The sequence below is a fragment of the Cellvibrio sp. genome, assembly GCF_039207905.1.
Classification (GTDB): Bacteria; Pseudomonadota; Gammaproteobacteria; order Pseudomonadales; family Cellvibrionaceae; genus Cellvibrio.
Window position 1 is genome coordinate 111,144 of record NZ_JBCECX010000013.1, and the last position, 18,947, is coordinate 130,090.

The window sequence follows — 18,947 nt, forward strand, 5'->3', positions numbered from 1 at the left end:
GGGAATTTTAAAGGATGTAACCTGTTACTTCACCCTGCCAATTTTGTGTAATACCCGGGTTTGAGTCTGTTGAGGATGTGTAGCTTATCGTTAAAAATTGTAATCCGAACAGATTGTTATCATCGTGGTTACAGATGATTGTTAGATGGACTTTTGTACCTGCTAACCGCTTGCTGGTATCCTAGCTGCGCTAATGGTGGATCTGTGTTGAGCGATTTATCTACAAATCATTACAACAGCTACTGCAAAAGCCATTTATAAATAGCATCTGTAATCTTCACTTTATTTTTTATACCTTGCCTATGATCTTGCTCCGCGCGTTAATTGCTGCTCTCGCTTCCGCCGTACTTGCTGGCAGCGCGCTCGCGTGTTCGCCGGATACTGAAGACTGTGTCGAGATTGGTAAGTGGGATGTGAGCTTGGGAATAGGTGCAGGAGTGCGCACTAACCCGCTTGAGGCTACACCTGATATCCCGCTATTTTTGCTCCCCCAAATCAATTACAACGGCGAACGCTTTTTTATCCAAAATCTCGATTTTGGGGTAATTCTGTGGGAGAACGAAACCCAACAGCTCAACCTGTTCGCGACCCCGAGTTACGACCAGGTGTATTTCCATCGATGGAGTCCGAGCAATTTTTTTGTCGATGCGAGTGGATTCGCCACCACAGGTAAAACAACCGATGAGCCGGAAAACCTTCCGGTGATTGATGCGGGTGGGGATAAGGGACTGGTTGAGCCTGCGTTCCGCGATGTGCAGGAGCGCGACCTGCGCGACCGTCGCATGGCGGGCTTGGGCGGATTTGAATACAGCTTCTCTACCGATCTGGTCGATTTCCAATTGCAATACGTGAGTGATTTTACCGGCATCCATCACGGCGATGAAGTGCGTGTATCTCTCGCTAAAAATTGGGTGAATGGCCGTCATCGTGTGTCCACTTCAATCGGTGCTATTTGGCAGAGCAGTGAAGTGGTGAATTATTACTATGGTGTCACTTTGCCCGAAGCGGATCTTCGCGGCACTTACAGCGCAGACGCTGCGTTGACACCGACTGCACGCCTGGATTGGAATTATCAATTGACTGAACGCTGGGATCTGCGTTTCTTGGCCAACTATCGCCAATTGCCCGATGAAATCTCAGCAAGTCCACTTATAAATGACAATAAAGTGATCACTGTTTTCATTGGGGGGGTGTACCATTTCTGATGGGGACCTGCTGAGCCTACGCGCTTTATTACCTCTCACCTATGTTAGTTCTCTGGTGGCCCTATTACTGGCAGCTTTGCTCCCGGCAAGCTATACCTATGCGGACGATTCATCCAGCGCACAATCATCTTCTTTGCCCCTGATCCAGTTTTCTATCAAGCCGCGCTTGTGTGTATTGAATGCCGGTGAAGAAGTTTGTCACGATGAGTTGCAAGTAAAGTGGTTATCGGCGCAAGCACGTTCGCTGTGTTTGTATCAAACCGATAAAGTTGAGCCGCTGCGCTGTTGGCAAGAATCCACACAAGGCGAATATCAATTTGAATTGACCGCGAGTGTAAGTACCGATTTTCAATTGCGCGAGTTGGACAGCAACACCTCACTGAGTGACCAGCGTTTTCAAGTGGTGTACAACGAAAAAAAATACCGCAAAGCCAGACGTAATCCCTGGAGCTTCTTCTAGGTTGAAACTGGTAAATAGCCAACGGGATTTTTTACAGAGAACTTTTTATGTCGCAAAACAATTTGATTTTATTGGTTGAGGATGATCGCCGTTTGGCGCAGCTGGTAAAAGATTTTCTGGAGAGCAATGATTTTCAAGTTGCTATCGAAGAAAACGGCAACCGCGTGATTCGTCAGGCGCAGAATTTAAATCCAGCATTAGTTGTGTTGGATTTAATGCTGCCCGGTAAAGACGGACTCACACTCTGTAAAGAATTGCGCCCACAGTTTAAAGGCCCGATTTTAATGCTCACCGCACGCGATTCCGATCTCGATCAAGTATTAGGTTTGGAATACGGTGCGGACGATTATGTCATCAAACCGGCCGAGCCGCGGGTATTGCTTGCACGCATACGCGCACTCATGCGTCGTTATTATCAAAATGATCCGCGCGAACAAGAGGCCTTGGTATTCGGTCAATTGTGTATCCAACCCACTGCGCGCAAAGTGGTGTTGGCGGGTGAAGATATTATTTTATCCAGCCATGAATACGACTTGCTGTTATCGCTGGCAGCCCAAGCCGGGCAAATCCTCAGCCGCGAATTTTTATTCAACCATATCTACAATCGCGAATACGATGGCTTGGATCGAACCATCGATGTGCGTATTTCGCAGCTGCGAAAAAAATTAAATGACAACCCGGAAAATCCCACCCGTATTAAAACCATCTGGGGCAAGGGTTATTTATTTATTGCAGATGCCTGGCAATAAACGCGGTGAACTAATAACGTGAACCGCGCGTTTATAACCCTCTATTTTTTTCTCGTCGCCTCAGTGGTAGTGATTGGCTGGGGCTTAAACCAGTTCTGGGAAAGTGTTGCCCCGGAGCAGGAACCCAGCGTCGAAACCCACGCATTATTTCAATTGATTGAACACGATTTATTAGCGCAACAGCCACAATCGGAACAGGGTTACAACAACACCGCGCAGCAAATCAGCACCAAACTTTCAATTAATCTGGAATTACTCCCACTCGATGATCTCGCCCAATCAGCAGCAATGCATGAATTGCACGCGGGCAAAATTCTGGCCGCGACCAGTGATAATAATGTGGTCTGGTACAAACGGCTCGCGCAGACTGATCAAGTCATTATGCTCAGCATTCCGGTAGATGACGACAGTGAATCGCCCGTTTATCGGGTGTTGTTATTGGTGTTTTACCTCGGCATCGCGCTGGTGATTTATTTGTGGGTGTGGCCACTCTCGCGCGACAGTAAAAAACTGGAAAGCCAAACTCGTACGCTCGGTAAAGACGGCGTACCCGAGACGCTAAAAATTTCGCCGACTTCAACACTTTATCCGCTCGCACAAGCATTCAACCATATGGCGCAGCGCTTGCGCGAATTGATTGCTTCGCATCGCGAGATGACCAACGCTGTTTCACATGAATTGCGTACGCCGCTGGCGCGAATGAAATTTGCACTCGCCATGATTGAAGAAGAAAAACTGGATGAAAAAGGCCGCCGCCAATTGCGCAGTGTGGAGCAAGATATTGCGGAAATGGAATCACTGATTAGCGCGCTTTTGGCTTACGCCGGTTTTGAACAGAAGACCCAACAGCTAAAACAAACCAACGGCCACATGCGCGATTTGCTGGACGAATTACAAATTCGTTTTACACGGCATAACCAACGAAACCTGCAGCTGGAAATTTGCGATATCACCAATAACGCTGAATTCGTATGTGAGTGGAAGTTGATTGAAACTGTGTTGCAAAATTTCATTAACAACGCCGCACGCTATGCGAAGTCACGCATCCGTATTGAACTTATGCAAACCAACAGCGAATACATTATCGCCGTAGAAGATGACGGCCCCGGCATTCCCGCCAGTGAACGCGAGCGTGTATTCGATTCCTTTGTCCGTCTCTACTACGCCGAACAAGACGGCGACCAAACCTCCGGCAACTCCTCCACCGGCGGCTTCGGTTTAGGCCTCGCCATCGTCAAACGCATCATGCAATGGCATCACGGCACCGCCCAATTTGTCGAACCGGAAATCCTCGGCGGCGCCAGGGTGCAGATTCGCTGGCCTAAAAAAAATCATAACTAAAATGGAAAAAAAAATAACCCTTGTGTTATTACCCGGTCTTAACGGTACCGCAGGTTTATTTGATCCTTTACTTGCCGTTGCAACCGATGAATATGAACTGTTGGTAATTAGCTACCCGACGCATGAAGTTAAATCTTATGAAGAGCTGACTGAATACGTATTGGGAAAAATCAGTTCGATTGACGGGCGATTTGTATTAGTAGGGGAATCTTTTTCAGGGCCTATAGCGATATTTATTTTAGCTAAAAATATTACCAATCACATAGGTACAATATTGGTCGCGAGTTTTGAGTCAGCACCTTACTTCACCTTTACCAAATATCTTCCCTGGACGTTTATTTTCAGTGTTGCACCAATGTTGTATTGGTTACGGATTAAATTAAGCGATAAAAACACATCAAGCATTCTGAAAGCAGCAAGTATCGAATTACAAAAAATCAAACCACAAGTACTGGCAGCTAGAGTTAGGTCTGCATTATCAGTGGATGCGCGTGAAGCCCTTGGAAGAAGTGCAGTGCCAATAATTTATCTTCGGGCCAAATACGATATTGTTGTTCCCAAATGGAATTTGAGTCGTATGCTCGCGCTTAATCCGAAAATCACAGTTATTACTTTTCCTGTCCAACACTTTCTACTTCAATCTACGCCAGCAGAAGCATGGCGTGCAATTGACACTTTCGTTAAAGAAACTACTCACACTGATTTTTATAGCGTATCCAACGCCTGAATTCGCGCAAAATTTTTCCTATCGTATCGATTAACGGCGTAGTTCCAACGCAGTTAATTTAATCCATTTACCGTGAATCTCGTTGTAGTAACTGCCGGAGGTTTTCGCCTTTGCCAGAATAGCTTCAAACACTTTCAACGCACGCTCTGTTTGCCCGAGTTTTTGTAATAGTTTGGCAAAGTGATAGCTGGCTTCTGCGCCAGGGTAATATGAATCCAGCACCTCAAACTCATGTAGCGCAGCTTGTGTATCATCAAGCGATTCAAGTACTCGCGCATACAGCAGGTGTGCGTCGGGATTTTTGTAGTCCGGGTTTTTAGCAATCAATTGATCCAACAATTCTTTGACGGCAGAAAAATTACCCAAGCCAAATTCTGCCTGAGCTAAACCATACATAAATAGCGGATCAAACTCGTGCAGTCCTTTCAGGCAATTTTTATATAAAAGAGCTGCTTCGGTGTATTGCTCTTTTAGTAATAATTCCTGCGCAAGACGCTGTGCATTTTCAGTTGTTTTGGCAATCTCATAATCCTGTGCCGCACTTTTTAAATCGCGATCGGGATTAACTAAATCTTGTACCGTCCGCAGCGTTTTTCGCCCTGAGCGGGTGCCGGCAAAATCGGGTAGGAGTTCAAGTACTACATAAGCGACCGCGCCAGCCACGGGCAAAATCATGACCAACCAAATCCAGGTTTTGTTACGTCCGGTTTTTACTATGTGAATAACAAGCGCGATCTGAATTAACAGTGATAAAACCACGATAGGCATTTTCAAACATCCTTTATTTAACGTTCATGTCTTATGCAATCCAAAGCCAGCATTAGGCTGCGTCCCGCTATGTTGGGGGACTAAACTATAGTGTGTCTTTTTAATTTATGCGACAGCAGGAAATTATTCTCCTTTCAGAAGATCTGCGGCAGTCAGGAACGTTAATGTGCGTTTGTCTTCGAGGAGCTTGTTTGCCACGGTTTTTAAATGAAGGCACAGCTGGACAGTATTTATCCAAACAAAGGGTGGATATTGGCGAAAGGTTGGGTATAGAATGCGATCACCTTCACAGAAAGGTAAGAGGCGCCAGCTACCCTCTGTTGATGTGCCCCATAAATCTAACTATGCATTTGGCCCAGCTGGCTCACTCGGTAAAAGAGGCTCAGCCTCAAATCCTCCGGCAATGTTATTCCTCAATGTAAGACCTTTGCTCGATCAATCCCGATGGGGATGTGCTTCGGGTGTTAAGTATTTGTTCGCGTTTTTACAGCCTTGAGCTGTGGCTATCGATGCGTGATTGCGCTGGGTAGACCTGATAATAATTTGGCATTTAGGCAGTGATCTTCAGTAAACGGTTGATACCAGAGGCTATCGTCAGCTCCTCTGGCGGTAGTGCTTTGTCTGAATTTGGCGCAGCCAAATCCAAGAATAACTACAACTGTGAGAGCACTATGAAATTCCATCTGCTATTAGCTGTTTTATTGTCTGTTTTGCTCAGTGCGTGTGGGGGCGATTCCAAACGCGGAAATTCGTCCGCCAGCTCGACCCCAACGGGGACGCAAAAATCGAGTGTGCTGGTTCAAGCCCGTTCTACCCAAGCTGCCGCCAGTAGCCAAAGTGCGGCGACGCCCGTTGTGGGGGTGTTTGTCGATGCGTTTGTGGCGGGGATTGGCTACCGCACGGCAACACAATCCGGTGTCACTAATGCCCAGGGTGAATTTAATTATCTGCCGGGTGAGACGGTGACCTTTTTTATCGGCGCGCTGGAGTTTCCGCCAGTCCCAGCCAAGGGCATAGTGACGCCGCTGGATATGGCGCAGACTCTCAATCCGGCTTCGCCAGTGGTGCTGAATATTGCGCGTCTGCTGCAGAGTCTGGATACCGATGGCAATCCGGCCAACGGCATCAGTATTAGTCCGGCGGTTGCCGCTTTGGCGACGCAGGTGGATTTCAATCTTAGCCTCACTGCGTTTGCGGCCTCGCCAGCAGTGGTGAATTTGATCGCCAATTCTGGCGGCACTAATACGACCATAGTGTCGGTGCAGTCGGCGCTCAGCCATTTGCGCGATACCCTGGAGTTGGTGGGTGTACCGGTCGAGGAAGCGAGTTCCTCATCCAGCCTCAGTTCGGCGCCAGTAGTGGGCGCGAGTTCGGAGGCTAATAGTTCGGCTTTATCCAGTGCGCCGCTTTCCAGTGCATCGCCATCAAGCAGTCCTTTATCCAGCGCTGCCAACTCATCGCAATCGAGCGCGATAGTCGTTGTACCACCAGCATCCAGTTCACCCTCATCGGTGGCGAGCAGTTCGCCCAGCAGCGCTCCTGTTTCATCTGTTTCTTCGGTTAGCTCATCGTCCAGCAGCAGTTCGGCAGTGGCGATGGATTTTAATACCGTGTTTGGTTATGCATCGCTGAATGGTGGCACCACCGGTGGTGCGGGGCCAAATGCGGTGGAGGTAGCGGTATGCACCGGTGCGGATTTAATTGCGGCACTGAATAATCCGGCCAACACTGGCAAACCGCTGACGATTTATGTTGATGGTGTGATTACCTGGCACAACTCGGGCAATACCGACATCAAACTCAATCGCCCGAACGTATCTATTATCGGACGCGGCGCCAATGCGGAATTCTGGGGCACCGGTATCCATATCACTGCCAGCAATGTGATTATCCGCAACCTCAAGATGTACCACGTTCCGCAAAGCCGCGGGCAGGGCGATATCATCACCATTGATGGCCGCAACGGCCCGGTGCGCAATGTGTGGATCGACCACAACGAATTGTTCAATGACCTGAATGTGACTGTGCCGGCGAGCATTACCGATCCAATACTGCGCGATGAATACAAAAAAGATTATTACGATGAACTGGTCAGCGGCCGTAGCGACGTGGCGGATATCACCATTTCTTACAACTACCTGCACGACAGTTGGAAGACCTCGCTCTGGGGCTCGTCGGATGAAGATAACTTCGACCGTCGCATCACCTGGCACCACAACTATTGGTACCACGTGAATTCACGTTTGCCGCTGTTCCGCTTCGGCAAAGGCCACATCTACAACAACTACTATCACAATGTGGATACCTCGGCGATCAACTCGCGCATGGGTGCGATTATCCGCGTTGAGCGCAACGTGTTTGAAAACACCAAAAACCCGGTGATGTCGCGCGACAGTATTGCGATAGGTTATTGGGAGTTAATCAACAACCAATTGCGCGATGGCATTATCTGGGAAGAAAAAGAAGGTGATGCGAATATCCTCGCCGATCAATTGCTGGCCGATAGCGCCTCGACCGGTACCCTGACGCTGCCGACTGGCTACCTTTACCAACCAAGTTTGATCCCGGTTGAAGACGTGCCCGCACATGTGCAGCAATACGCTGGTACCGGCAAGATCACTACTCCGCCTGCCGTGCTTGCCTGTACTCGCCCCGACTGGGATATAGAGCCGCCGCCACCGCCAACTGATGAGCCAGTGACTGCTGATCCATCATCGGTTAGCTGGAACCTGTTCAATGGCAGTGTCAGTCCGTTTGATGCCAATGCTATTACCTTGGCTGATGGTGTGACTACCGCCCCCTTTGTTATCCAGGGCAGTGCAAGTGATTTCACTCCTACCGGTGCGGGTGCAGTTGTATTTGATTCCACTTCGCTCGGTACTAAAAACAATCGTGCGCGGGCGAGTAATGTCGGCCGCAACGATGGCGTTTATCCAAAATACTTTACCCTGATCGCCGGGATTAAAGGTTTCAGTCCACCGGCAAATGCGCGGGTACTGGAACTGGAAACGGCTTTTGGTGGTACGGCAGATACAGCGGCCAGCCGTTTGAAAGTCGTGTTGCGCTCCGACGGTACTAACCAGGGTGTGCAGTTTGAAGGTTCACCAGCACCTAACACGGCTTACGGTTTGGTGATGAATGAATACCGCATTTACCACTTCACCGTGGCGCTCTCCAGCCCGACTACCGGTTGGGCGCGCGCTTATCTGGATGGTTCCAACACGCCGATCCTGAATCAGGAAGAGGTGCAATTTGCCAGCACCACAGCGACCAATAACTACCTGCAAATTGGCGACGGTGGCAGCAATAGCTATAAAGCGCTGATCGATTGGATGGTCTGGACCGATGCCGGTGCCTACACTCCGGCACAGCTGGCGGGTTTACTGCCGGCGAATATCGGCTGTGTTAAAGGTTATGGTGTATCAGAAAACCTGAATGACTGTGACTTCAGTGCGGTCGATGGCAGCTCTTCATCAGCAACATCGGCATCAGCCAGCAGCGCTCCGGCAACGGGTTCTTCGACTTCAGCCGCATCCTCAACTGGTGGCGTGGTTGAGACGTCATCCGGTGCTTCAACTTCATCAACTACGTCATCAAGTGCATCCAGCGCTCCAGTGATCCCGACCTTTGCCTGCGGTTCCGAACCGGATCTGTATTTCTGCGATGATTTCTCCACCGACTCGGGCAAGTGGGATTTGCTTTCCATCGCCGGGGCGAATGGCAGCTTCGATATCCTGAATACACCAGTGGATAACAATGTGCTGCGTTATACCGCTCCGTCGACCGGTGGTGTCGGTGGCGTATTGGCGCTGATCAAACCGGAAGAGTTTGCCGGTGTGACCTCGGCCGATTATTACGTGGAAGCGCGTATTCGTCCGCGTCTCAATTCCAGCGGCACTGCGCAGCGTTCCATCTATGTGATGGCGCGCTATCAGGACCTCAATAACTGGTATGGCGTGGGCATGATCGCCCATGAGACAAACCAGCCACGGGTTGAAATCGTTGAGCGCAACTCGACCGGCAGTCCGGCGAGCACTGGCGCTATGCGCTACAACACCGCCATTAGTCTGGGGACGGCAGGTGCCACTGACGGTGAGTGGTACAAGTTGCGTCTGGAATTGATCGGTACCGAAATGAAGCTGTACCTGAATGATCTGGCGGTAGCCAGCTTCAGCGATGCCAGCTTGACCCAGCGTGGTTTGGTCGGGATTTTCACCAGCAACCGCTCGTTTGAAATCGACGATATCAAAGTAGGTAATGCCAACGACAAACCGCCAGTGCCAGCGCAGCTGACGATAGCGCCAACCGCCAATTACAACGCCGAAGTGGGCGATGCCGCGCGGGTGATTACCGTCACAGCAAAAAATACCCAGAATGCCAACGACACTTTTACCGTGGAATCGAGCAATCCGGCAGTGGTGAGCACCAGTGTGAATGGCTATGAAGTGAGCCTGAATCCGGTGGGGGCAGGCACTGCCACTGTCACCTTTACCAGTGGCTCCGACCCTGACCTGAGCCGCACAGTCACAGCAACCATCGCCCCGCAATTTGTAATGCCCACCGCGACTTACAACCTGAGTGGTTTGGTTACTCCGGCGACGAGTGAAAGCGGTGTTTATGCCGATACCAACCTGACCCTGACGTTTGATTCGCCGCCGGTGTTGGGATCGTCCGGTGCCATCCGTATTTTCAAAAGCAGCGACGATTCGGTGGTAGATACCATCAAGCTGGTGGATCACAAAGACAGCATCGGTTACGGCACTTATCGCACCCTTAATACCCGTCCGATCAGCATTTCTGGCAACACTGTCACCATCGCCCTGCAGGGCAAAAAGCTGGAATACAACACCAGCTATTACGTGGCGGTGAGCGGTTCGGCCTTTACCGGTGCAACCCTCGCGACCTTACCGTTTGAGGGTATCGGTAAAAATGCTGGCTGGAGTTTTACCACCAAGCCAGCACCGGTGGCGGGTTTAACCTCGCTTACTGTGGATGACAATGGTTCTACTGCTGACTTCCGCACCCTGCAAGGCGCACTCAACTATGCAATGCAGAACCTGAGCAAGTCTGATCCGGTCACCATTACCGTGAAAAACGGCACCTATCCAGAGCTGCTCTACTTGCGCAACAAAGACAATGTCACCATCACCGGCGAGAGCCGTTCGGGTGTGGTCATCCAGTACCAGAACTCCGAAGGGCTCAACCCTGGCTCAGCCGGTCGCCCGGTATTTCTGGTGGAGCTGGCAGATATGCTGACGCTGGAAAACCTGACCCTCAAAAACACGACTATCAAAACCAGCAGCGGTGGCCAGGCCGAGACGATTTATTTCAACTCGACCGGCCGTTTGATCGCCAAAAACGCCAACTTTATCAGCGAGCAGGACACACTCCAGCTCAAGGGCTACAGCTGGTTCTACCGCACCTTGGTGGCTGGCAATGTGGACTTTATCTGGGGCAACAACAATGTCTCCCTGTTTGAAGAGAGCGAGATTCGCTCACTGGGCGACAGCAGCAATGCCAGCAACGGCGGCTATGTGGTTCAGGCGCGTACGCTGACGGCGGCGGACAAAGGTTTTGTGTTCCTCAACAGCAACCTGACCCAGGGCGCTGGCCCGGTTGGCCATACCATTCCGGCGGGCGCGACTTATCTGGCGCGCAGCCCGGGCGGATCTGCCACTTGGGATAACGTGGTCTTTATCAACAGCCGCATGGATACCCACATCAACACTGCAGGTTGGGCAGGGGCGGGCGTTAATGGCCAGCCGGCACCGAATCCGGTTACGCCAACAGCAACCACCGGCTGGCGTGAATTCGCCACTATGGATGCGGGCGGCAACACCATTAGTCTGGCGAGCCGCGTCGGTGGTCGCGAGTTATCCCTCGCGGAAGTGACCAGCGATTACTGCAACCGCGCGCAGATTTTTGCCGCGTACAACAGCGGTGCCGGTTGGAATCCGCTGCCGGGCGATAGCACCGATTGCGTCAACTTCGGCCAATCAAGCTCGTCGGACAGTTCGGGTTCGGCGAGCAGCACCAGCAGTACCCCGGCCTCCAGCGCAGGTTCGTCGGTTGCAACCAGTGACTCAAGTTCATCGGCCAGTTCTGCGCCGGTTGGCGATGGCTCGTCCAGCTCAGCATCCAGCCTGGCGACAGTCACCCGCAGTTGGGGTTTTGATTCAGCGGCTTATGCAGTCGCGGATACTAGCTTGTTTGGTGCGGCCTATAACGCTGCGGCCGACAACAGCATCAAGGCAACCGGGGGTGATGTCACAGTCGATGGCCTGACATTTAATTCAGCGGCAAACGTTTTGCGTTATCGCCCGGCAGGCTCTGCTAACAACGCCACGGCAAACGCATTTTGGAATACCAACGGCTCCTTCTTCACCAGCAACGCGGTGATGATGCCAGCGGTGGGTGAAAGCCTTACCAGCGTTCGCACCTATATTTCCATTCCGGTAGAGGCTGGCAAAGCCTTCACGGTAACCATTAATTTCAGACAAACAGGCTCTGGTGCCAGTGCAGCAAAAGTTGCATTAGCGGGTAGCGACAATGTCGTGTTGGTAGTTGGCGATGCAACCTATGCGGTAGCCGGTGGAACAGAAGGGTCAAGCATTACCTACACGGCGGATGCCAGCCATCAGCTGACGGCGATCAAGTTTATCTATGGCCGTGAAAACTTGGGTACGGGTGGAGTCAACATTCTGGAGATGGAGCGCGTACAGTAATTTCGTAGGGTTTGTGTCTTCCAATCCATAAAACCCCCGCTGATCCCGTCAGCGGGGGTTTTTGTTTTAAGTCATGATTTGTTAAATAACTTATTGATTCCTTTGAAATTATTGCCCAAAGCCTGGCAAACCCGTTAAGGTACGGGGTTGGCATAATGATGAATGTGAGACTGCAATGATTGGCGGAATCAAAGCGTTTTTTAAATTGGAGTCAGCAAGCAGTATTTTGCTGATAGCAGCAGCGATCTTGGCGCTAATTGCAGCGAACTCTGGCTTAAAATCCTGGTACGACCAGCTATTGGCCGTACAAGTGGTAGTGGCAATCGATGAATTCTCGATAGCCAAACCCCTGTTGCTGTGGATTAACGATGGCCTTATGGCGCTGTTTTTTCTGCTGGTCGGGTTGGAGCTGAAGCGGGAGGTGTTGGTTGGCGAGCTAAACCAGCTTTCCAAAATTGCCCTGCCCGGTATTGCTGCGATTGGCGGGATGTTGGCACCGGCGCTGGTCTATGCCTTTATTAATCGCGACGATCCGGTCGCGCTGCACGGCTGGGCGATTCCCACTGCAACCGATATCGCTTTCGCCCTCGGTATACTTGGCTTGGTTGGCTCGCGTGTGCCGACCAGTTTAAAGATCTTCCTCGTATCGCTGGCGATCTTCGACGATATAGGCGCGATCATCATTATTGCGCTCTTTTACACGGATAACCTGTCGCCGATGGCGTTCAGTTTTGCAGCGGTCGGTATCGCCATCCTGATCCTGATGAATTACATGGGGGTGGTGCGCAAAACGGCCTATCTGGCCATCGGGATATTGGTGTGGGTAAGCCTGCTCAAATCCGGCGTTCATGCCACTTTGGCCGGTGTGGCTATCGCCCTGTGTATCCCGTTTAAAGGTGTGGATGCTGACGGCAAAGAGCGCCAGCCGATGCAGGCCCTTGAACACGGCCTGCACAGCCCTGTCGCGTTTGTGATCCTGCCCATTTTTGCGTTTGCCAACGCTGGTCTGTCGCTGGCGGGCATAAGTTTTAGCGATCTTTTATCCCCCATTTCCCTCGGCATATTGCTTGGCTTGTTTATCGGCAAGCAGGTAGGGGTGATGCTGTTTACCTGGCTGGCGGTGGTGCTCAAAATCGGCAAATTGCCCGCCGATGTCAGCTGGTCGCAGGTCTACGGTGTGGCGGTGATTTGCGGCGTCGGCTTTACCATGAGTTTATTTATCGGCTCACTCGCGTTCCAGAATGTCGCCGATAACACCGGCATGAGCGACCGCCTCGGCATCCTGAGTGGCTCATTCCTGTCGGCGCTGCTGGGTTATATCTGGCTCAAGTACATCGCCAAACCTAAAACGGCTACGGTTACCGACTAACCTTTACCTGATTATTTTTCCGGCTGGACGATGGAATAGCACTGACAAGATTCGAGCGCAGTGGTAATAATCCCAACGACCGGCCGTTAGCTACTGAGGAGATCGCATGGAGATACTGCTGATTATTGCATTGCCCTTGCTGGGCGCGGCCTTGCCGTTATTGACGGAAAGGTTTGGGCGCAATATCTGTGCAATATCCGCAGCGCTGGGCCCGGCCTTGTCGCTGATTCTGCTGCTGCAATACATGCCTGACCTGCTGCAGAACCGTATGTTCTTCCTGCATCAGCCCTGGCTGCCGCAATTGGGGATGGACTTCAGCCTGCGCATGGATGGCTTGGGGATGCTGTTTGCGCTGATGATTTTGGTGATCGGGCTGTTGGTGATCCTCTACGCCCGCTACTACATCGCCAAAGAAGATTCCCTCGGTCGCCTCTACGCACTTTTGCAGCTGTTTATGATGGCGATGCTCGGCATAGTGCTGGCCGACAATCTGCTGTTGCTGGTGGTGTTTTGGGAACTGACGAGCCTGATGTCGTTCTTGCTGATTGGCTACTGGTCGCACCGCAGCGATGCGCGTAAAGGTGCGCGTATGGCGCTGGCGATCACCGGTGCGGGCGGCCTGTGTTTGCTCGCGGGTGCCTTGATGCTGGGGCAGATTGTCGGCTCCTACAATCTGGGGACCATCCTCAATTCGGCTGGCATTATCCAGGCTCACGAGTGGTATCCGTTGGTGCTCTGCCTGATTTTGATCGGCGCTTTTACCAAGTCCGCGCAGTTTCCTTTCTACTTCTGGTTGCCCCATGCCATGGCGGCACCGACACCGGCATCGGCCTATTTGCATTCGGCGACCATGGTCAAGGCGGGCGTGTTTCTGCTGGCGCGTTTGTATCCCGCTCTCTCCGGTTCGGATTTGTGGTTTTATCTGGTGACTTTCACCGGCCTTGCGACGCTGGTATTCGGCGCCTACAACGCTATGTTCAAGCACGACCTCAAAGGCCTGCTGGCTTACTCGACCATCAGCCATCTCGGCTTGATCACCATGTTGTTTGGTTTCAGTAGCGACCTGGCAACTATCGCTGCACTGTTCCACATAGTTAACCACGCGACCTTCAAGGCCTCGCTGTTTATGGCGGCGGGCATTATTGACCACGAAACCGGCACCCGCGATATGCGCAAAATTTTCGGGCTAGCGCGGTTTATGCCGGTGACAGCAACTGTGGCGATGGTGGCAGCAGCAGCCATGGCCGGGGTGCCGCTACTCAATGGCTTCCTGAGTAAGGAGATGTTTTTCTCGGAGACGCTAAAACTCGATCAACTTGGCAACTTCAGCTATATATTCCCGCTGATAGCGACATTTGCCGGTATTTTCGCGGTAGCTTACTCCTACCGTTTTATCCACGATGTGTTCTTTAACGGCGAGCCTAACAAAGACTTGCCGATCTACCCGCCGCACGAAGCGCCGCTCTACATGATCCTGCCAATGGCGCTCTTGTGTCTGTTGTGTCTGGCGTTGGGGATGATGCCCAATTTGCTGGTATCGCCGCTGCTGCACTCGGCGGCTTACGCGGTTTTGGGTACCGATATTCCCCGCTATCATCTGGCGATCTGGCACGGCTTTAACCTGCCGCTGCTGATGAGTTTTGTCGCCTTGGCGGGCGGGCTATTGCTCTACTACCAACGTAAAGGTCTGTTTGCGTTCTATGAGCGCCGCTATCGTATCGATGAGAAAGTCGTGTTTGAAAAGCGCATCCAGCGGCTGGTGCGTTTTGCCCAGCGCTGTACCGATGCGGTGGAGAACGGCTCGTTGCAGCGCTCGGTGGCGGTGATTATCACTGCCACTCTGGGGATGGCGGCGTACGAGTTCTGGCCGCTCGGTAATATCCTGGGCACGATTCCGCTCACGCCTATCGACGGTATCAGTGTGATTATGGCGAGCATCATGATAGTCGCGGCCATTGTCACTGTCTCCAGCCATCACAACCGCTACGCCGCCTTGCTGGCGCTGAGTGCGGTAGGGCTGGTGGTATCACTCACCTTTGTGCGCTTCTCGGCGCCGGATTTGGCGCTCACCCAAATTTCGGTGGAAGTGGTCACCATTATCCTGCTGATGCTGGCGCTTTATTTCCTGCCCCAGCTCACACCCTACGAATCCAGCTGGCCGCGGGCGATCCGCGATATGTTGCTGGCGGGCGGCACCGGTATAGCGGTGGGCCTGTTTACCTTGGCGATCCTTACCCGACCCTACGACACCAGCCTCGCCGACTTCTTTATTGCTAATAGTGTCAGCGGTGGCGGCGGTACCAATGTGGTCAATGTGATTCTGGTGGATTTCCGTGGCTTCGATACCTTTGGTGAAATCACCGTACTGGCGATTGCCGGTTTGAGTGTGTACATGATGTTGCAAGGGCTGGAAGTGAGCGTGCCGCGCAACGACCGCCAATGGGCACGCGATGCTTACCCCATCATCATCACCGTGCTCTCGCGCATGTTTTTCCCGCTCGCACTTATGGTGTCGGTGTTTATTTTCCTGCGCGGTCACAACCAACCGGGCGGCGGTTTTATCGCCGGTTTGATCACCGCCATCGCGCTTATCTTGCAATACATTTGCAGCGGCACTGATTGGGTGCGGCAGCGCTTGCCGGTCGATTACGGCCGCGTGAGTCTGGTCGGGATTCTGGTCTCCGCCTTCACTGGCTTGGGTAGCCTGGCATTTGGTTATCCCTTCCTGACTACCGCTTTTACTCATGTGCATATCCCGTTAATTGGCGATATAGAACTGGCCACAGCGCTGCTGTTTGATGTGGGTGTCTATCTCGCGGTAGTAGGGGCGACCCTGCTGATGTTGTCGCAGTTGGGCAATCTCGCGCAGGTTCAACCTACGGCCACAACTTCAGAGGAGTCCCACTGATGGAAGTACTTGTTGCAGTGGTAATTGCGGTATTGGTGAGTTGCGGTGTGTACCTGCTGCTGCGTGCCCGTACCTTTCCGGTGATCCTCGGTTTAACCCTGATCTCCTACGCGGTAAACCTGTTTATCTTTGTGATGGGACGCTTGCGCTCCGGCGCCCCGGCGGTGATTGGCTCGTCGGATACCTATGCCGATCCCATCCCTCAAGCACTGGTGTTGACCGCTATTGTGATCGGTTTTGCGATGACGGCCTTCTTGCTGGTGCTCTCCCTGCGTGCCCGCGCAGAATTGGGCAACGACCATGTGGACGGTGGCGCTGCCATCGGTGAAAAGCCGGCCAAACCTGTGCGCCCGCTAGAGGAGGACGAGGTTTGAACCACGTTATTTTTGCGCCTATCGTCCTGCCGTTGATCACGGCCATACTGCTGATGCTGCTGGCTGGCCGCCGCCGGTTGATCCGCAGTATCAGCCTGTTATCTGCCACTGCCCTAGTTGGTGTGACGGCTTGTTTATTGATGCTGGCCAGCGACGGGGAGATACGCCTTTACGCCCCGGGTAACTGGGCGCCACCTTTCGGCATCATTTTGGTGTTGGATCGCCTGAGCGCCATGATGCTGATGGTGACGGCGGTGCTGGCATTCTTCAGTCTCGCTTACGCCGTGCGCGGCCACGATGCACCCGGCGACCGGCTTCACGGCATGGTGCATTTCCTGCTCGTGGGGGTGAACGGCGCCTTCCTGACCGGCGATTTATTCAACCTGTTTGTGTTCTTTGAAATTCTGCTGATCTCCTCCTACGGCCTGTTGCTGCATGGTCGCGGCGTAGAGCGGGCGCGCTCCGGTCTGCATTATGTGATCGTGAACCTGATTGGCTCGGCGCTGTTTTTGATGGGCGTGTCTGCGCTCTACGGCATCACCGGCTCGCTCAATATGGCCGACCTCGGCGATAAAATGGCAAAGCTCGATCCCGCCGATGCGCCGCTCGCCGCCACCGCCGGAATCCTGCTGTTAGTGGTGTTCGGCCTCAAAGCTGCCATGGCACCTTTCTACTTCTGGTTGCCGCGCGCCTACGCCGCCGCCAGCGCGCCGGTTGCGGCCATGTTTGCGATTATGACCAAGGTTGGTGTTTACTCGATCATCCGTGTTTATACGCAGATTTTCGGCGATAACGCAGAAACTCTGGCGAATTTTGCGTGGTTCTGGTTATGGCCGATAGCGCTGGTTACGCTGGTGATGGGGCTACTTGGTGCTTTGTCGGCGCGCGAGCTGCGGGTGCAAATCGCTTATCTGGTGATTGTCTCGGTAGGTACTTTACTGGCGGGTATCGCCCTTAACCGCGAAGCCGGATTGGCAGCGAGTCTTTATTACCTCGTCCACTCAACGTTGATTTGCGGCGCCATGTTCCTGCTCGCCGATTTGATCCTGCGCCAGCGCGGCGAACTGCTTGACCACATTGCCGAAGGGCCACGTTTGCGCCAATCGGCGTTGCTGGGGGTACTGTTTTTTATCGGCGCCGTTGCCGTTGCCGGTTTACCGCCGTTCAGTGGCTTTATCGGTAAGTTGTTGCTGCTCAACGCCGCCGGTGCCAATGACGACGCGCTGGTGCTCTGGTTGATTGTGTTGGGCGGCAGCTTGCTCACGCTCATTGCCCTCAGCCGTTCCGGTTCAATGTTTTTCTGGCAGACCAAAGACAAGATTGCAACTGCGCCCGCCGCTGACCTGGGCGCGCTACTGGCGGTAATTGGCCTGTTCTGTTGTGTAGGTGCAGTTACGGTGCTGGCCAACCCGGTGCTGGATTACACCCAAGCGGTGGCGCGTCAGCTGCTGGAGCCGGGCGCTTACCTGCAAGCCGTGCAGCAATTCCGTGTGCGATAGGGGAGAAATAGTATGAATCCAGAATCAAACACTCATCTCGATCCAGCGGCCGAGGCCAACCAACTCAAGCCGCGTCGCTGGTTTCCGCACAAGGCGCTCAGTGTTTACATGGTGATTGTGTGGCTGTTGCTCAACAACAGCATCGCCCCCGGTCAGATCTTGCTAGGCGCATTTCTCGCCTGGTTGATTCCTTGGGTGACCCAGGCGTTTTGGCCGGAAGCACTGCATATCCGTAAACCGCTGCTGGTGATGAAAATGTCGGTGGTCATCTTTTACGACATCATCATCGCCAACCTGATGCTGGCCGTGCGTATTCTCGGGCCGGTCAATAAATTGCAGCCGGCGTTTGTGAAAGTGCCGCTCGATATCGAACACGATTTCACCATCGCCTTGCTCGCCAGCATTATCTCGCTCACGCCCGGCACAGTATCTGCCGACCTGAGCAAAGACGGCCGCTATCTGCTGCTGCATTGTTTGCACGTAGCCGATCCGGAAGCGGAAATCCGTTTGGTAAAACAACGCTACGAAGCGCCGCTGAAGGAGATCTTCGAATGTTAACGACTGCTGTAGGTATCGCGATGTTTATGTTCAGCGTCGCCATCGCCTTAAACATGCGCCGCCTCGTCATTGGCCCCTCATTGCCCGACCGCATAGTCGCGCTCGACACCATGTACATCAACACCATCGCACTGCTGGTGCTGTTCGGTATTTACCAGGGCAGCATGTTGTATTTTGAAGCGGCGCTGCTGATTGCGATCATGGGTTTTATCGGCACAGTGGCGCTGTCCAAATATTTATTGCGCGGCGATATCATCGAATAGG

13 protein-coding genes are annotated in these 18,947 nt (G+C 52.6%); 12 read left to right on the plus strand and 1 reads right to left on the minus strand.

Annotation, left to right across the window (positions count from 1 at the left end; all coding sequences use genetic code 11):
• Nucleotides 1–302: 302 nt before the first annotated feature.
• From AAGC78_RS10045 to AAGC78_RS10065, 5 genes are read left to right on the plus strand one after another with little or no spacing between them, the layout of a single operon-like run.
• Entirely contained in the window at nucleotides 303–1,205 is a 903-nt protein-coding gene (locus AAGC78_RS10045; protein ID WP_435783940.1) for a MipA/OmpV family protein, read from the plus strand.
• Between the two features lie 55 nt (nucleotides 1,206–1,260).
• Nucleotides 1,261–1,665 (plus strand): DUF3019 domain-containing protein, encoded by a 405-nt coding sequence (locus AAGC78_RS10050; RefSeq protein WP_435783941.1) that lies wholly within the window; start codon nucleotides 1,261–1,263, stop codon nucleotides 1,663–1,665.
• Nucleotides 1,666–1,712: 47 nt separating this feature from the next.
• Nucleotides 1,713–2,414 (plus strand): response regulator, encoded by a 702-nt coding sequence (locus AAGC78_RS10055; RefSeq protein ID WP_435783942.1) that lies wholly within the window; start codon nucleotides 1,713–1,715, stop codon nucleotides 2,412–2,414.
• A gap of 18 nt (nucleotides 2,415–2,432) precedes the next feature.
• Nucleotides 2,433–3,755, plus strand: a complete 1,323-nt coding sequence (locus AAGC78_RS10060; protein WP_435783943.1) for an ATP-binding protein — start codon at nucleotides 2,433–2,435, stop codon at nucleotides 3,753–3,755.
• Between the two features lies 1 nt (nucleotide 3,756).
• On the plus strand, nucleotides 3,757–4,482 hold the full coding sequence (locus tag AAGC78_RS10065) for an alpha/beta fold hydrolase (RefSeq protein ID WP_435783944.1): 726 nt from the start codon (nucleotides 3,757–3,759) through the stop codon (nucleotides 4,480–4,482).
• 30 nt (nucleotides 4,483–4,512) lie between these two features.
• On the opposite strand, the gene AAGC78_RS10070 is transcribed toward AAGC78_RS10065, so the two are convergent.
• Entirely contained in the window at nucleotides 4,513–5,250 is a 738-nt protein-coding gene (locus AAGC78_RS10070; RefSeq protein ID WP_435783945.1) for a tetratricopeptide repeat protein, read from the minus strand.
• Nucleotides 5,251–5,921: 671 nt separating this feature from the next.
• Here AAGC78_RS10070 and AAGC78_RS10075 point away from each other — a divergent pair.
• The 7 genes from AAGC78_RS10075 (at nucleotide 5,922) to AAGC78_RS10105 (ending at nucleotide 18,946) form a co-directional block, all read left to right on the plus strand.
• Nucleotides 5,922–11,975, plus strand: a complete 6,054-nt coding sequence (locus tag AAGC78_RS10075) for a pectinesterase family protein (RefSeq protein WP_435783946.1) — start codon at nucleotides 5,922–5,924, stop codon at nucleotides 11,973–11,975.
• A gap of 175 nt (nucleotides 11,976–12,150) precedes the next feature.
• Nucleotides 12,151–13,344 carry a Na+/H+ antiporter NhaA gene (gene nhaA, locus AAGC78_RS10080; protein ID WP_435783947.1) on the plus strand — a complete coding sequence of 398 codons (1,194 nt, stop codon included), beginning with the start codon at nucleotides 12,151–12,153 and terminating at the stop codon, nucleotides 13,342–13,344.
• Between the two features lie 106 nt (nucleotides 13,345–13,450).
• Nucleotides 13,451–16,252, plus strand: a complete 2,802-nt coding sequence (locus tag AAGC78_RS10085; protein WP_435783948.1) for a monovalent cation/H+ antiporter subunit A — start codon at nucleotides 13,451–13,453, stop codon at nucleotides 16,250–16,252.
• Entirely contained in the window at nucleotides 16,252–16,626 is a 375-nt protein-coding gene (locus AAGC78_RS10090; RefSeq protein WP_435783949.1) for a Na+/H+ antiporter subunit C, read from the plus strand. The genes AAGC78_RS10085 and AAGC78_RS10090 overlap by 1 nt, the downstream gene beginning before the upstream one ends.
• Nucleotides 16,623–18,125 carry a monovalent cation/H+ antiporter subunit D gene (locus tag AAGC78_RS10095; protein ID WP_435783950.1) on the plus strand — a complete coding sequence of 501 codons (1,503 nt, stop codon included), beginning with the start codon at nucleotides 16,623–16,625 and terminating at the stop codon, nucleotides 18,123–18,125. Before AAGC78_RS10090 ends, AAGC78_RS10095 begins: the two co-directional genes overlap by 4 nt.
• A 12-nt stretch (nucleotides 18,126–18,137) precedes the next feature.
• Nucleotides 18,138–18,683 (plus strand): Na+/H+ antiporter subunit E, encoded by a 546-nt coding sequence (locus AAGC78_RS10100; RefSeq protein WP_435783951.1) that lies wholly within the window; start codon nucleotides 18,138–18,140, stop codon nucleotides 18,681–18,683.
• On the plus strand, nucleotides 18,677–18,946 hold the full coding sequence (locus AAGC78_RS10105; RefSeq protein WP_435783952.1) for a K+/H+ antiporter subunit F: 270 nt from the start codon (nucleotides 18,677–18,679) through the stop codon (nucleotides 18,944–18,946). The genes AAGC78_RS10100 and AAGC78_RS10105 overlap by 7 nt, the downstream gene beginning before the upstream one ends.
• Nucleotide 18,947: the final 1 nt, after the last annotated feature.